14 protein-coding genes, 1 pseudogene and 1 other annotated feature are annotated in these 15,848 nt (G+C 55.2%); of the genes and pseudogenes, 10 read left to right on the forward strand and 5 right to left on the reverse strand.

Features of this window, described 5'->3' with window-relative positions; all coding sequences use genetic code 11:
• The 7 genes and pseudogenes from WMO23_RS08525 to WMO23_RS08555 form a co-directional block, all read left to right on the forward strand.
• A pseudogene (locus WMO23_RS08525) lies at positions 1-333 on the forward strand (ketol-acid reductoisomerase); the annotation flags it as partial.
• A gap of 145 nt (positions 334-478) precedes the next feature.
• Positions 479-2,176, forward strand: a complete 1,698-nt coding sequence (ilvB, locus tag WMO23_RS08530; RefSeq protein ID WP_302491266.1) for a biosynthetic-type acetolactate synthase large subunit — start codon at positions 479-481, stop codon at positions 2,174-2,176.
• Positions 2,173-2,676, forward strand: a complete 504-nt coding sequence (gene ilvN, locus WMO23_RS08535; RefSeq protein WP_020310610.1) for an acetolactate synthase small subunit — start codon at positions 2,173-2,175, stop codon at positions 2,674-2,676. Before ilvB ends, ilvN begins: the two co-directional genes overlap by 4 nt.
• Before the next feature lie 16 nt (positions 2,677-2,692).
• Positions 2,693-4,345 (forward strand): dihydroxy-acid dehydratase, encoded by a 1,653-nt coding sequence (ilvD, locus tag WMO23_RS08540; RefSeq protein WP_020310609.1) that lies wholly within the window; start codon positions 2,693-2,695, stop codon positions 4,343-4,345.
• 125 nt (positions 4,346-4,470) lie between these two features.
• Positions 4,471-5,481 carry a bile acid:sodium symporter family protein gene (locus WMO23_RS08545; protein WP_020310608.1) on the forward strand — a complete coding sequence of 337 codons (1,011 nt, stop codon included), beginning with the start codon at positions 4,471-4,473 and terminating at the stop codon, positions 5,479-5,481.
• A 248-nt stretch (positions 5,482-5,729) separates the two neighbouring features.
• Positions 5,730-6,407, forward strand: a complete 678-nt coding sequence (locus WMO23_RS08550) for a DUF554 domain-containing protein (protein ID WP_020723685.1) — start codon at positions 5,730-5,732, stop codon at positions 6,405-6,407.
• 232 nt (positions 6,408-6,639) lie between these two features.
• The gene (locus tag WMO23_RS08555) at positions 6,640-7,215 is read left to right on the forward strand and encodes a uracil-DNA glycosylase family protein (protein ID WP_020310605.1); all 576 of its coding nucleotides are present in this window, start codon (positions 6,640-6,642) and stop codon (positions 7,213-7,215) included.
• 12 nt (positions 7,216-7,227) lie between these two features.
• Here the strand turns inward: WMO23_RS08555 and WMO23_RS08560 are convergent, their stop codons facing one another.
• From WMO23_RS08560 to WMO23_RS08580, 5 genes are read right to left on the reverse strand one after another with little or no spacing between them, the layout of a single operon-like run.
• Entirely contained in the window at positions 7,228-7,875 is a 648-nt protein-coding gene (locus WMO23_RS08560) for a TetR/AcrR family transcriptional regulator (protein ID WP_020310604.1), read from the reverse strand.
• Positions 7,876-7,889: 14 nt separating this feature from the next.
• On the reverse strand, positions 7,890-9,005 hold the full coding sequence (locus WMO23_RS08565; RefSeq protein WP_020723684.1) for an ABC transporter permease: 1,116 nt from the start codon (positions 9,003-9,005) through the stop codon (positions 7,890-7,892).
• Positions 9,005-10,120: an ABC transporter permease gene (locus tag WMO23_RS08570; RefSeq protein ID WP_020310603.1), complete on the reverse strand. Its 1,116-nt coding sequence runs from the start codon at positions 10,118-10,120 to the stop codon at positions 9,005-9,007. The genes WMO23_RS08565 and WMO23_RS08570 overlap by 1 nt, the downstream gene beginning before the upstream one ends.
• On the reverse strand, positions 10,117-11,883 hold the full coding sequence (locus tag WMO23_RS08575) for an ATP-binding cassette domain-containing protein (RefSeq protein ID WP_020310602.1): 1,767 nt from the start codon (positions 11,881-11,883) through the stop codon (positions 10,117-10,119). The genes WMO23_RS08570 and WMO23_RS08575 overlap by 4 nt, the downstream gene beginning before the upstream one ends.
• Before the next feature lie 20 nt (positions 11,884-11,903).
• Entirely contained in the window at positions 11,904-12,890 is a 987-nt protein-coding gene (locus tag WMO23_RS08580; RefSeq protein ID WP_020310601.1) for an HlyD family secretion protein, read from the reverse strand.
• A 204-nt stretch (positions 12,891-13,094) separates the two neighbouring features.
• Positions 13,095-13,344 (forward strand) — a binding site (T-box leader).
• An 86-nt stretch (positions 13,345-13,430) separates the two neighbouring features.
• On the opposite strand from WMO23_RS08580, the gene WMO23_RS08585 reads away from it, so the two are divergent.
• The 3 genes from WMO23_RS08585 (at position 13,431) to WMO23_RS08595 (ending at position 15,714) form a co-directional block, all read left to right on the forward strand.
• A complete protein-coding gene (locus tag WMO23_RS08585) occupies positions 13,431-14,432 on the forward strand; it encodes a bile acid:sodium symporter family protein (RefSeq protein ID WP_302680806.1) in 1,002 nt (333 codons plus the stop codon).
• Positions 14,433-14,503: 71 nt separating this feature from the next.
• Positions 14,504-15,205: a hypothetical protein gene (locus tag WMO23_RS08590; protein ID WP_349173789.1), complete on the forward strand. Its 702-nt coding sequence runs from the start codon at positions 14,504-14,506 to the stop codon at positions 15,203-15,205.
• A 23-nt stretch (positions 15,206-15,228) separates the two neighbouring features.
• A complete protein-coding gene (locus tag WMO23_RS08595) occupies positions 15,229-15,714 on the forward strand; it encodes a GGDEF domain-containing protein (protein ID WP_349173791.1) in 486 nt (161 codons plus the stop codon).
• Positions 15,715-15,848: the final 134 nt, after the last annotated feature.

The following is a 15,848-nucleotide window of genomic DNA, read 5'->3' on the forward strand; positions in this document are numbered from 1 at the left end:
GAAACCTTCCATGAAATGAAGTTGATCGTCGACCTCATGTACGAAGGCGGCATGGCTAAGATGCGTAAATCCATCAGTGATACCGCTGAATACGGCGATTACACGGCTGGCCCGCGTGTCGTAACCCAGGAATCGAAGAAAGCCATGAAAGAAGTCCTCAACGACATCCAGTCCGGTGCCTTCGCCAAAGATTGGCTCCTCGAAAACAAAGCCGGCGGCCGCGCTCACTTCCTGGCTATGCGCCGTCAGCATGCGGAACATCCGCTCGAACAGGTCGGTGAAAAACTCCGTGCCATGATGCCGTGGCTCCACAACAACGACCAGAACGACTAAGACATAGTTTGAAGTTGGATGTTTGGAGTTTGAAGTTGGAAATAACTTTTAACATCAAACTTCAGACATCAAACCCAAGAAGCAGGTTGATTGAAGAATAGCTTCTTTGTAAGTATGAGTCATGTTTTATGATGAGGTGAATGAGATGAAAATGACCGGAGCACAAGCAGTGATCGAATGCTTGAAACGTGAACAGGTACAAGTCGTCTTCGGCTATCCCGGCGGGGCTGTCCTGACATTATATGATGAATTATATAAAGCCAAATTTCCCCATGTCCTGACAGGCCACGAACAGGGAGCTGTCCACGCCGCTGACGGCTATGCCCGCGCTACGGGCAAGCCCGGTGTCTGCTTTGCTACGTCCGGTCCTGGCGTCTGCAACATGGTTACAGGCATTGCCACGGCCAACATGGATTCCATTCCCCTCGTCGTCATCAGCGGCCAGGTAGCAACGCCCCTTATCGGGCGCGATTCCTTCCAGGAAGCTGATATCTCCGGTATTACCACGCCGATTACGAAACACAACTATTTAGTGAAGAACGTCAAGGAATTGCCCCGGGTCTTGAAAGAAGCCTTTTACATCGCAACCACAGGCCGGCCCGGGCCGGTCCTTGTCGATATTGCCAAGGATGTATTCGATACACCTTTTGAATTTGAATATCCCGAAGAAGTCCATCTGCGCGGCTACCAGGGCCATCACGTCGGCAATGAAGCCGATGTCGACCGCGCCGTCGAAGCCATTGAAAAGGCAAAGCGCCCGGTCATCCTCACCGGTGGCGGCGTCGTCCTTTCCAACATGTCGGACCGCTTGAAACACATCGTCCAGCAGATGCATGTCCCTGTCGTCACGACCCTCATGGGCAAGGGCTGCGTCCCCGATACGTATGACGCCCACCTGGGCATGGTCGGCATGCATGGCTCGTACGCTGCCAATATGGCCGTTACGAAATGCGACCTCCTGGTCGCCATCGGCGCCCGATTCGATGACCGCGTCACTGGCGACGTCGAAAATTTCGCGCCGAACGCGCAGATCGTCCACTTCGATATCGATAAAGTAGAAATCAATAAAATCGTCCACGCCGACATCAGCGTCAACGGCGACCTCCGCTGGTCCCTGCCGCTCCTCGACGAAAAGCTGGCAGCTCATGAAACGCATCTGGCGGACCGCTATGGTGAATGGCGGACTTTCGTCCTCGATATGAAGGCCGCTCATCCCTTTGCCACGCGGGACCTTCCCGATGCCGTTTCGCCGCAGAAGCTCTTTGAAGAGGTCCAGAAGTGGACCGACGACGACACCATCGTCGTTACCGACGTCGGCCAGCACCAGATGTGGGCAGCTCAGTTCTTCGATTTAAATAAGCCCCGCCGCTTCGTTACCTCTGGCGGTCTGGGTACTATGGGCTATGGCCTGCCGGCTGCCCTCGGTGCCAAGCTGGGCTGTCCCAAGTCGAAAGTCGTCTTATTCACTGGCGACGGCAGTATCATGATGAACTGCCAGGAATTCGCCACTCTTCATAAATATGGCGTCGATGTCAAGACCATCGTTCTCCACAACAACGTCCTGGGCATGGTCAACCAGTGGCAGCGCTTGTTCTACAACGGCCACTGCGCTGAATCGCTGATTGGGGATAACCCCGATTTGACAGCCGTATCCGCGTCCATGGGGGTTCCCGGGACGGCCGTCCATAAGCCGGAAGACCTGGCTAAAGCCGTAGAAGCCCTGTTCAAGACGGAAGGGCCGGCACTGCTCGACGTCTTCATCCCGGCTGATGAAAATGTCTATCCCATGGTTCCCGGCGGCAAGCGCCTGGACCAGATGGTATTGGGAGGTGAAGGGAAATGATGAGACAACATCTCGCTATTCTCTGCGACAATAAACCGGGCGTCCTGACGCACGTCGCCGGCCTGATTAGCCGCAGAGCCATTAATATTGAATGTATCAATGCCGGTTATACGGAAGAAGCTGACGTAACGCGTATCAACATCGTCGTTTCCGTTGAAAACCGCTGGGAACTCGACCAGGCCGTCAACCAGCTGGCCAAGCTCATCGACGTCATCAAAGTCGTCAACCTCGACGATGCGCCGTTCATCAGTTATGAACTGGCGATGATCAAAGTCCAGAGCCCGACGCCGCAGACCCGCGAAGAACTGACCAATATCGCCCAGCTCTTCAACGCCAAGATCGTCGACGTCCAGCGCCGTTCCCTGGTCCTGCGCCTGACAGGCCGGGAAGACCATATCGAGGCTCTTTTGGAAATGCTGAAAGATTATGATATTATTGAAATCGCCCGGACCGGGCAGATTTCCCTGTCCCGCGGCGAAATGGCCGTCAAGGATATGTAGAGAAAGGATGAATACCATGCGCAGTGATGTTGTTAAAAAGGGCGTTACCCGAACCGCCCATCGTACGTTATTCCATGCTATGGGCTATAGCGATGAAGATTTGCAGAAACCGTTGATCGGTATCTGTAATGCCTTCAATGAAATCATTCCCGGCCATATCCATTTGCGCGATATTGCCGAAGCAGTCAAGCTCGGCGTTGCCGCTGCCGGCGGTACACCGATTGAATTCCCGTCCATCGGCGTCTGCGACGGTATCGCCATGGGTCATCGCGGCATGAGCTTTTCCTTGTCCAGCCGTGAACTGATCTGTGACTCCATTGAAGCCGTAGCGACAGCTCATGCCTTTGATGGCCTGGTACTCATCCCGAACTGCGATAAAATCGTCCCGGCTATGCTCATGGCTGCCGGCCGCCTCAACATCCCGACAGTCGTCGTCAGCGGCGGCCCCATGCTCGCCGGCCGTCACAACGGCAAGAACATCAGCGTCAGCACCATGTTTGAAGCCGCTGGCAAAGTCGAATCGGGCCAGATGACACCGGAAGAAATGCACCAGATGGAATTCCAGGCCTGCCCGGGCTGCGGTTCCTGTTCCGGCTTGTTCACAGCCAACACCATGAACTGCATGACCGAAGTCCTCGGCATGGGCCTTCCCGGCAACGGCACCATTCCCGCTGCCTATACGGGCCTGCGCCGCATGTTGGCTAAGAAAGCCGGCCAGGTCGTCATGGATTTGGTCCGCAAAGATATCAAGCCGCGCGACATCATGACCCTGGAAGCCTTTGAAAACGCCATTGCCGTCGACATGGCTATCGGTGGTTCGACCAACACGGCCCTCCATTTACCGGCCATCGCCCACGAAGCCGGCGTCGACCTCTCGCTCGATGAATTCGACGAAATCAGCCGTAAAGCAGCCTATATCTGCAAGATGAGCCCTGGCGGCACGTATCATATGCAGGACCTCGATGAAGCCGGCGGCATCTGCGCTGTCATGAAAGAGGTCTCCAAATTGGGCCTCATCCACACCGACGCCAAGACCATTACCGGCACGGTCGGCGACCGCATCAAAGATGCGAAGATCCTCAACCACGACGTCATCCATTCCGTAGAAAACGCCTATATGCATAAAGGCGGCATTGCCGTCCTCAAAGGCAACCTGGCGCCTCTCGGCTCGGTCATCAAGGAAAGTGCCGTCGAACCGGACCTCCTGGTCTATAAAGGTACGGCCAAATGCTATGACTCGGAAGAAGCTGCTATTGCCGCTATCATCGGCGGTGAAATCAAAGAAGGCCACGTCGTCGTCATCCGCTACGAAGGCCCGAAAGGCGGTCCGGGCATGCGTGAAATGCTCAACCCGACAGCTGTCATCACCGGCATGGGCCTGAAAGTCGCCCTCCTGACTGACGGCCGCTTCAGCGGTGCCAGCCGCGGCGCCTGCATCGGCCACATCTCGCCGGAAGCTATGGAAGGCGGCCCCCTGGCCCTGGTCCACGACGGAGACACTATTTCCATCGACATTCCCAACCGTAAATTGGAACTGGAAGTCAGCGATGAAGAATTGGCAAAACGCAAAGCTGAATGGAAGCAGCCGGAACCGAAGGTCAAGACCGGTTACTTGTCCCGCTATGCGAAACTCGTCACGTCTGCCAATACCGGCGCTGTCATGAAATAATTAGTCTTTCAACGAGCCTCTTGCCCTGGCCGGGCCTCTTCGGAATGGCGGAGAATCCCCATCGGGGCAGGAGGTTCCTTTTTTTTGGACTTATAAACATATTGTTTTAAAAAGAGGTATTCATCATGAAAAAAGTCTGTGCCCTTATCGGTAAATATTTCGGCGTCATCGCCGTCATCTTCCTCATCATCGGCATGACCCTGCCGACGAGCTTTTCTTGGGTCCTCGGCAAGGTGGGCGGCATTTCCGTTCTCTCCGTCCTCCTCGGCGTCATCATGTTCGGCATGGGCATGACCATGAGCGTCCACGATTTCGCCCTGGTCCTCAAGCGGCCGAAAGATGTCTTTTTTGGCGCCTGCGCCCAGTATTTCGTCATGCCTTTCCTGGCCTACGTCCTTTCGACGATTTTCCAGCTCGACCCGGCCCTGACGGTTGGCGTCGTCCTCGTCGGGACCTGCCCGGGCGGTACATCGTCTAATGTCATCACCTTCATGAGCAAAGGCGACGTACCCCTGTCGGTCACGATGACCAGTGTATCGACGTTAATTTCGCCGATCATGACGCCGCTTTTGACGTATCTCATCATCGGTCAGCGCATCTCCTTTGACCCGGTCGGCATGTTCTTATCGATCCTGCAGATCGTCATCGTCCCCATCGCTCTGGGCCTCATCGTCAAGAGCTTCCTGCCGAAGCTGGCTGATACGGCTGCGGATTACCTGCCGGCTGTTTCGGCCCTGGCTATTTCCTTCCTCATCGCCGGCATCATCGGAGCCAGCCGCGATGCTATCCTCAACAGTTCGGGCATCATCCTGCTGGTCGTCATCCTGCACAACTGCCTGGGCTATGCCCTGGGATTCTTTATCGGCCATCTCTGCGGCATGAGCTGGAAGAAAATGGTCGCCTTGTCCATCGAAGTCGGCATGCAGAATTCCGGCTTAGCAACGGGCCTGGCCAAAGCACACTTTGCATCCCTGCCCATGGCCGGCGTCCCCGGTGCCGTCTTCAGTGCATGGCACAACATCTCCGGTGCCGTCTTGGCCTATCTCTACGTCAACTACCTGAACAAACGCTTCGACTCCAACTACGAAACCGACCAGAAAGCCGCTGCCAGCGTATCGCCCACAGCAGCCCATTAAATTCGATTCCATCCACTAACTGCTAAAAGAGACTATCGCACGAAGGCTTCTGCCATCATGTGCGCTCCCATTCTCTTTATAGTTTATAGTATGGAGTTTGTAGTTTACATAGAAAGCCTTTAAATTCAAAGCCATCCACTAACTGCTAACGGCTAGCTGCTAACTGCTAAAAAAAGGCGCTGTCTTCGTGCGACAGCGCCTTTTTTCTGCTATAATGGATACAAATTCACTTGTCAGGGGGAAAGTACATGTTCGCTGTCATCGTCAATGCCGTGACGTCGTCATTAGGGGCATTGCTGGGATTTCTTTTGAAGCGCGGCATACCGGAGCGCTTTACCAAGGCCATTTTTGGTGTCATTTCTCTGTGCGTCGCCATCATGGGCATACAAGGAGCCGTCCAGAGCCAGAATCTGCTCCTCGTATTGGCTAGCATGATTATCGGTACCCTCGTCGGGACGGCTATCGGCATCGAAGATGGCATGAACCGCTTCGGCGAATTCCTCAAGAAACGCATGGGCCACGGCGATGATTCGCGGTTCGTCCGGGGCTTCGTCACCTTATCCATCATGCAGGTCATCGGCGCCATGGCCATCCTCGGCCCTATCCAGGCGGCCCTGGGGAGTCATGACCTTCTCTATTTCAAGAGCGCCCTGGACTTTACGTCTTCTTTCATTTTTGGGACCCTTTACGGCTTGGGCGTCGTTCCCGTCGGCATCGTCCTCTTCATCTATCAGGGCTTTTTCTATCTGTTGGCGACCTTCATCATGCCCCTCATGACGCCCGATGTCATCCGGGAATTGAATGCCGTCGGCAGTGTCATGATCCTGGGTATTGCCCTCAACATGTTCCAGTTGACGAAGCTGAAAGTAGCCGATTTCCTGCCAGCCCTATTCATACCTATTATTTATTATCATTTAATCGTCTGATGATGGTATTACGACAATGTGCCACTTGTCATATATTCCAATCATTTACAGGATTCACGGCGGGACGCCTTAGACAGGCGTCCCCTACGGCATCGCATACAGGCGATGAAAAATAACGCGGCTATCTGCCGCCTACGTAGGGGCCGTCCCGGCCAGGGAGGCCCGTGGTGATGTTCGACCACAGCTTATTCGTGTATCATGGCAGGCTCTTTACCATTTAGGAGGCGTTTTTATGCATTTGCAGGAGATCATTGATCAATTAAAAACGGACGAACGGAACGCGTCGTATACGGCCCGCGGCATCGGTCCTATTTTTCAGATCCACGAGAAAGCGAGAATCTTGATCATCGGTCAGGCTCCGGGCAAGAAGGTCGAAGAATCGGGGATTCCTTTCCATGACAAGTCCGGTGAAAAGCTGATGGCCTGGATGGGCATTGACAGCCAGACTTTCTATTCGCCGGCCATTTCCATTATGCCTATGGATTTCTACTATCCGGGCAAAGCCAAAACGGGCGACAAACCGCCGAGACGGTTCATCGCCCAGGAATATCATCGTGAAATTCTGCAACTCATGCCGGACCTGGCACTGACCATCCTCGTCGGCAAGTACGCCATCGACTATTATTTGAAAGGCCGGACGGAACGCAACCTGACGGAGACTGTGCGGAATTATCAGGCTTACTTGCCGGACTATTTCCCCATCGTTCATCCCAGTCCGCTCAACTTCCGCTGGCAGGCCAAGAATCCCTGGTTCGAGGCCGACGTCGTGCCGGAGCTCCAGAATCGGGTCCGGTCTGTACTCCCGTAAATCAGCCAGGCACTACGTTTTGGGAACCGTCAAGGCATCGAGAGTCTTGAAGAAGTTTTTCTTTAAGTGCTGGATGAATTCTTCCTTTGGATAGTGGACGGGCAGAGCCTTGATGACCGGGCTGTTCTGGGCCAGGAAGGCCAGGGTGAACGGCGCGATGAGGCTGAGGTAGGCACTGTAAAATCCGATATCCGCCGTGTCATAGCCCAAGGCCTGCTGCAGGACGCCTGAGGATACGTAGAATTTGGGCAGGCCCTTTTGGGAAATGATATTCTGAATGTACGGCGACGGGTGCAGGAGTTCCTGGATCCAGACGCGGACGTGCCAGTCGTTGCGGCGAAAGGCATCTTCTATAAAATAATCGACAAAACGTTCTAATTTCTGGCGCGGCGAGCCTTCTTGCTGCGCCAGTTTTTTGAGTACGTCCACATTGACCAGGTAATCCTGGACTTCTTCGAGGACGGCGACGTACAGGCCGTCGCGGCTGCCGAAGTGATAGTTGACAGCCGCCATATTGACACCAGCTTTTTGGCAGATTTCCTTACTTGTCGTACCGTCGTAGCCGTGTTGGGCAAAGAGCGGGCCTGCAGCTTCGATGATGCGTGCTTTTGTTTCCCGGCCGTCTTCGCGGCTCGACGTCACAGGCGCTTTATGAGGCATAGCAATCCCTCTTTCTATGATAATTTATGGCGAAACAGCCAGGCAGCCAGGGGCAGGGTGACGGCGGCAACGGCCAGCATGGGCAGATAAGTATAGGCAATTACAGGGATACCGGCGCCTTCCAGGTAGATGCGGCGTATGGCTTCGATGGCAAAGCGCATGGGATTGATATAGGTCACGTACTGCAGGACCTGCGGCATGTTGCGGACTGGTGTCGCCAGTCCTGACAGGAGTATCATGGGCATGAGGAATAAGAAACAGTATACCATGACTTGCTGCATGTTCTTGGCTACGGCTGAAATCGACAGGCCCAGGCCGACACAACTTACGAGGAAAATGAAAATCGTAAGGTAGAGAGCGGCCAGGGAACCGACTAATTGTATTTTAAACCAAAACACGGCGATGCACAACATGAGCGTCGCCTGGACGAGGCCGATGAGGATAGGCGGCACGGCTTTGCCGATGAGGATTTCTGGCGGCGTCAGCGGCGTGACCAGAAGCTGGTCGAAGGTGCCATTTTCCCGTTCCCTGGCGACGGAGAGGCCGGCCAGGATGAGGACCTGTGTCAAGGCCAGCATGGGGATGAGCGATGGCAGGAACATGCGGCGTGTAATGTTATTGGGGTTATACCAGATGCGCGAACGGATTTCGATGAGTGGCTGATGGCCGATTCGCTGGACATTCATGGCTGAGACGATAGAGGCAGCATAACTGGCCGCCAGGCCGGCTGTCATGGGATTGCGTCCGTCGGTGACCGTCTGGATCGGCGCTTCCTGGCCGCTGTTCAGTCGGCGGGCAAAGTCCGATGGGATGGTAATGACGATCATGGCCTCGCCGCTGTCGATGGCTTGGGCGATCTGCTGTGTCGACGACAAGGTCTGGACGCGCTGGAAGATGCCGGTCCCATCGAGATGGGCGATGAAATCGGCCGATTCCCGGCTGTGGTCTTCATCGACGAGGGCATACGGTACATTGTCGAGGTTATACGTCGCCGTATACCCAAATAGGAGTCCTTGGACGAGGACGGGGATGACCAGGATGACACGGCTCTTCGGGTCTTTCAAGGTCGTCAGCAGTTCTTTGACGATGAGCTGGTAGATTTTATAAAAAGTCAGTCGGAATGTGTCCATCAGGCAACCCCCTTTTTGGTGACGCGCAGGGACAGGAAAACGAAGAATACGGCATAAGCGCCGAGGATGGCACAGTCCTTGATGACCAGGGGCCCCGTCGTGCCGGCCAGGAACAAGGATTTCATCAATTCCATATAATACGTCGCTGGCAGGACGTGGCCGATGACGGCAATGGCTGTCGGTACGCTACGCAGGTCAAAGAGGAAACCACTGAGCATGATCGTCGGGAGCAGGCTGACGACCAGGGCCATCTGGCAGGCCAGGAACTGGTTCTTGGTCAGCGACGAAATGGTGAGGCCCATGCCGATGGCGACGAAGATGTATTCAATAGATGATAGAAGAATCAAGGCCAGAGACCCGTGCATGGGCACGCCGTAGCCGTAATAAGCGGCGACGAGGCAGAGAACAAGGCCGACCAGGGCGATGCAGAAATAGGGTATCATTTTGGCGGCAATGATTTCCAGCGGCCGGACGGGTGTGACGAAGAGGGATTCCAGTGTGCCCCGTTCCCATTCCCGGGCCATGACCAGGGAGGTCAGGAAGACGCCGACCAGGGTCATGACGATGACGATGAGTCCGGGGATGAACATCCATGAACTCGTATTGGCGTCGTTGAACCATTGCCGCGACACCAGTGTAATCGTACCCGTCCGGGACGCTGCGCCGTGGCTTTTGGCCCAAGCGGCCTGCCAGGCCTGGAAGCCGCTGGAAATATAGGTATTGGCCGCATTGGCCGTCGTCGCATCGATGCCATACAAGAGGACCTGCACCGTCGCATGGCCTTGTTCCAGGCGGTCCGTGAAATCCGGCGGGATGACGATGATGGCATCGGCCTGGCGGGCATCCATCAGGGCGGCGGCCTCACTTATGGAAGATACGTAGTGCGGTGAGAAATATGGCGAGCCGTCGAGGAAGTGAAGGGTGCTGCGGGCCGTCGGCGAGCTGTCTTCCAGGGCGACGGCGACGGGCAGGTCCTTGACATCGAGGGATAGGCCGGATCCCATGAGGATGATGAGCATGAGAGGGATGACGATGCCGATGAGGAAGCTGCTGGGGTCGCGCAGCATCTGACAGAATTCTTTATGACATAAGGCGAGAAAACGATGCAGGTTCATGACGATACCTCCTGATGATGGCGGCCGGACTCGACGATATGGATGAAGGCGTCATTCATAGTCGGACTATTACCGCCCTGTTTCCGGATGGCCGACGGCGTGCCGATGGCGATGAGCTGCCCCCGGTCCTGTATCATGATGCGGTCGCAGTATTCGGCTTCTTCCATGAAATGTGTCGTGACGATGATCGTCGTCCCCTTGGCCGACAGGTCCGTGATCTGCCGCCAGAAGAGACGGCGGGCCAGCGGGTCGATGCCGCTTGTCGGTTCGTCGAGAAAGAGGATAGGTGGTTCGTGGAGCAGGGCCGCTGCCATGGACAGGCGTTGTTTGTAGCCGCCAGGAAGGCTGCCGGCCGGCATATGGCGGAAGCCGGACAAATCGAATTCTTCGATGACCGCTTCGATGCGCTGGTCCAGCCGGCGGCCGCGCAGGCCGTAGGCACTGCCGAAGAAGCGGAGGTTCTCTTCGACGGACAGCGTCGTGTAGAGGGAGAATTTTTGCGCTACGTAGCCGATATGGGCCCTGGCCTGGGCTCGGGCGGTTCGCAGGTTGACGCCGGCTACGGAAATCTGGCCGGACGATACGGGAAGCAGGCCGCAGAGCATGCGGAACGTCGTCGATTTCCCGGCTCCGTTCGGGCCGAGGAGGCCGAAGATTTCCCCTTCGTAGACGCTGAACGACGTATGATTGACGGCGATGAAATCGCCGAAGCGGCGGACAATGTCCCGGACTTCGATGATTTTCCGTCCTGTTTCTACTCTTTTGGCAGCAGTCATATCGGGGCGGCTGTAGTGGGAGGGAAGGGACGGTTCCTGCTGGCGCAGGAGGCTCATGAAACTATCTTCCAGTCTGGCCGGGACGGCCGTTACTGTCAGGCCGGGCAGGGCGAGGTCCTTCAGGCTGGCCTGGGGCGTCAGACTGAAACGGACGGCCCCGCCTTCGGGAACGGCATCGGCTACGGCTTCCGTTTCGTCGATGAGGGCAGCCTGTATGAGCCGCGGTGGGACATTTTCCGGCGGCCTGACGACATAACAGCGGCCCTGGGCATAGTGGCAGAGCGTGTCCGGTGCGCCCTGGGCCAGGATATGCCCTTTATGCAGGATGTATACGTCGTGGCAGTGTTCGGCTTCTTCCAGGTAGGCCGTTGCGACCAGGATGGTCAGGGACCCCGATGCCGACAGGGTGTCGAGGATTTGCCACAGTTCCCGCCGCGATAGGGGGTCGACGCCGACTGTCGGCTCGTCGAGGAGCAGCAGCGGCGGCATGGAAACGAGGGTGCAGGCCAGCCCCAATTTCTGCTTCATACCGCCAGAGAGCTTGCCGGCCATGCGCTTCGTGAACGGGCTCAGACCGGTCAGGTCGAGCAGTTTCTTGAAGCGCTCCTGGCGCACGGCTTGAGGGACCGCGTGGAGGTTGGCGTAGAGGTCCAGGTTTTCCTGGACCGACAGGTCTTCATAGAGACCGAATTCCTGGGGCATATAACCGATATGGTCCTGGACGGCCTGAGGATGGCTGGCCACGTCCATACCCAGGACCGACAGGCTGCCGGCATCGCTTTTCAACAGGCCGCAGACGAGGCGCATGAAAGTCGTCTTGCCAGCCCCGTCAGGGCCGATGATGGCCGTCAGACTCCCGGTGCGGACGGTCAGTGAAACCCCTGATAAAGCCGTGACCGGACTGGACTGACCAGGGCGGATGAATTGTTTTACGATCCCCTGGGCCTCGAGGGCTGGGGAGGTCGATGCAGGCTGACAGTTCGTCATGGGAATCCTTCCTTTCTGCCTCAGAAGGTGACTGTCGCCGGCATGCCCAGGCGCAGGACGTTGTCGGGGTCGGTGACGTAAATCCGGACTTCATAGACGAGGGATGTCCTGAGGTCATCGGTTTCCACGGATTTCGGCGTAAACTCTGCCGTGTCGGAAATGTAACCGACCTGGCCCGTCAAGGGCGTGTCGACGCTGTCGATAGTGACCGTTGCCGACTGGCCTTCGTGGATTTTTCCCAGTTTATCTTCCGAAATGTAGGCCCGGATCCACTTGGTCGTATCCAGGCTGAGCGTATAGACCGGTGTCGACGGTGAGGCCATGTCGCCCGGTTCGACGAGGCGCGAGCGGATGACGCCGTCCTGCGGGGCGACGAGAGTGGCCTGGCTCAGGTTATACTGGGCGGTCTGCAGTTCGTTCTGCAGGGACTGGAGCTGTGCCTGTGCGGCGTCGATGTCTTCCTGGCGATAGCCGTTGCTGGCCAGGTCGTGGGCCGACTGAGCATGGGCCAGGGTAGCCGCTGTCGATTTGGCCTTGGCTTCCGCTGCATCCAAGGTCTGCTTGCTGATGGCGTCGCCGGCATAGAGCGTACTCATGCGCTGATAATCGGCGGCGGCATTATCCGCTTCGGCCTGAGCCGATTGGACGGAAGCCGCTGCTTCGGCAATTTCTTCGGGCCGCGAGCCGTTGTTCATCTTAGCGACGACGGCTTCCTGCTGGGCGATTTGCGCCTGGCAGCGGGCAATCGTCAATTTTAGGGGCGTCGTATTGAGCGTAGCCAGGACCTGCCCTTGGTGGACACGGTCGCCTTCTTCGACATTCATCGAGGCGATGCGTTCACTGGCATTGAATGTGAGCGAAACCTGACGGACATCGACATTGCCATGGAGCGTAAGCGGCGCTGCTTTAGGCTGCTGCCAGTAGCACCAGGCCCCAGCGGCAGCGGCCAGGAGGATGATGAAAATGAAGAGCTGTTTCTTATGGGCTTGCAGGGAAGCGGAGAGCATGGACATTCCTTCTTTCTTAGGACGGTATGCAGATTAGCAGAATTTTCTCTTTCTATTATATATAATTCAAATTCAAATTTCAACTATAAAATATAGAAAAGATGACCATGACATATGTAAATTTTTGACGGTAAAACGTACAACTAACTTAAAAGCTTATTGACTTCACGGGAGCGACACGGTATAATAGGCCTCAACAAATACAAAACAGTGTTGAATGGAAATAGTAATGTTTGGGAAACCATGACAGAGACCTGCTGGCGGCTGAGAGGCAGGATGGAATCCCGGCGTGAAGTCGTCCAGGAGCTGCTGCCCGAACGTATTTTGCTAGTAGACGCAGCCGGCAGGCAACCGTTACCTTGCCAGGCATTACATGGGCTGTCCCGGAGATGCTGGAAAAGTGGTCATTACGACAATGAGAGTGGTACCGCAGAGTGAATACTTTGTCTCTTTTTAGAGGCAAAGTTTTTTTTTGCTCCATCAAAACCGTTTGCGTATTTGTATTTGTCAGGTCTTATTTTAGAAAGGATGTGCGTGACTATGATGGATTTCATTGGAAAGTTGAGCGGTTTTGTTGGGAAGAATTTGACGTATATCGTCTTTCTCGTCGTCATCTGGGCTTATTTCATGCCCAATGCCTTTCTCTGGGCGGTTCCTCATACGGTCCTCTTGTTAGGCGTCATCATGTTCGGTATGGGTATGACGCTCCATGCCCGGGATTTCAAATTGATCGTCCAGCGGCCGAAGGAAGTCCTCATCGGCTGTACGGCTCACTATACGATTATGCCCCTCTTGGCCTATGCCCTGGTCCTGGCCTTTGAAATGCCGCCGGAAATCGCCGTCGGCATGATCCTCCTCGGCTCCTGTCCCAGCGGGACGGCGTCAAATGTCATGGGTTTCCTGGCCAAGGCTGATGTACCCCTGTCCGTTTCCATTACGACGTGTTCGACCTTGCTGGCGCCGATTATGATGCCTTTCATCGTCTGGGGCCTGGCCGGCCAATGGGTCGAAGTTTCCTTTATGGCTATGGCCATGACGGTCATGAAAGTCATCCTGGTTCCCTTGATCCTCGGCTTATTGACGCATCGCCTGATGGGAGAAAAACATATTGCCTCCCTGTCGAAGGTCCTGGTCCTCGTTTCGGCTTTCGGCGTCCTGGTTATCGTCGGCGGCGTCATTGCCATCAATGGCGCTAAAATCCTGGACATGGGTATCTTCATCATCCTCATGGTCCTCCTGCACAATCTCGGCGGCTTCCTCATCGGCTATTTCGTTACAGGCAAGCTGGGCTTGGGCAAGAAACAGCAGCACTCGGTCACGTTGGAAGTCGGCATGCAGAACGACGCCCTGGCCATTTCGCTGGTATCGGTCTTCTTTGCCCCGGCCGTCGCCATTCCGGCAGCCGTCGGAGCGGCTATCCATCAGGTAACGGGTTCTATCCTGGCCGGCATCTTTGCCCGCCACATGGATGCTCATGAAGCCAAAGAAAAAGCGAAGGCTCAGGCCGAAACGCTCATGGAAGCCGTACCGGGCAGTCATTGAGGTCATCGAGTAAAACTTGCAAGCCCTCATTTGTTTTGATACTATAAGTATAGACAAATGGGGGCTTTTTCATGAGATTTGTTATATATTTACGAAAACATGTACATAAAATATTTCATGGGCCATTTGGTGATATCCAGGCTATTTTGGCGGATCCGGAATTCAGGAAACGGAAAATACGGGATAATCTCTATGCCTGCAGTTTCATTTCCTGCCTCCTGTGCATCATCGCCCTGACCGGGGTCATCGGTACGTATGCGCCCAATGCAGCCGGAGCCGTCTTGCCGGCTATCAATGCAACGGCAGTCTATGGAATCATTTTTAGCGTCAATGTCCTCTTTTTTGCCGGTTTCTACCGATGTCTGCACGGAGCGGTCCGCAATGAAAAGATATTAGAAAATCTGGTCTATATCTTTTTGTTCATCAATTCATCCCTGGCGTGCCTGACTTTTTTCAGCACCCAGGACGGGAGCAGTTTCTTCTTTGAATACCTGCTCATGCTCATCCTGGTCTATTTGCTGCCCATTTACGATAACCTCAAGGTTTTGTTTCCCATCGTCGCCGTCAATCTGGTCACGACCTTTGCCGTCATCGCCATGACAGGTCATCAGATTGCCTGGCAGGACCAATACGATATCGTCCTCTTTTATCTGGTTTGTCTGGTCATCATCTTTTCGCGGCGCCATCTGGCCCTGGCTTTTGCCCAGATACGCATGCACCTCCGGTCCAGTAATGAAGAGAGTTTTACCAGCGGAGCCGGACCGATGAGCTGACCGGGCTGCTGAACCGCGAAGCCCTGCGGGAAGATTTTGAACAGTATTTAGGACAGACGATTTGTGTCATGATTTGCGACATCGACCGGTTTAAATTTTTCAATGATACCTATGGCCATGTACTCGGCGATGATATCCTGTCCGGCATCAGCCGGCTTTTGCGCCATATCTTCCCGGATGATTGTGTCTACCGCTATGGAGGCGATGAATTCCTGATTTTGTCATTTCGGAATCAACCTTCGTTTCAGGACGATGTAGAGCGGTTCCAGCGGCACTTGAAGGACTTGCCCTTTGACGATTTGACCCGCCAGCCGACGATGAGCGGCGGCTATACGTGGGGCCTCTGCCAGGGCGCTGTCGACCTGCGGAAAATATTCGCCTTAGCCGACCATTTCCTCTATCAGGCTAAAGAAGCCGGCCGCAACCGCATCCACTGCGAACCCTTCGATGACCAAAAAGCAGAAATCAGCCTGCATGAAATAGGAAACCTTATAGATAAAAGTTCATAAAAAAGTAGCATTCTAACGTAGGGGCTCGCACGTGGCGAGCCCGCCACAAGAATGTGTGTCGTTTGCATGAATGAAAGTTTGTGGGGGTCGCCCGTGGGCGCCCCGCCAAGTATTTGTATGATGTTTCTAGCAAC

It is taken from the genome of Megasphaera intestinihominis, assembly GCF_040096415.1.
In the GTDB taxonomy this organism is placed as follows: Bacteria; Bacillota; Negativicutes; order Veillonellales; family Megasphaeraceae; genus Megasphaera; species Megasphaera intestinihominis.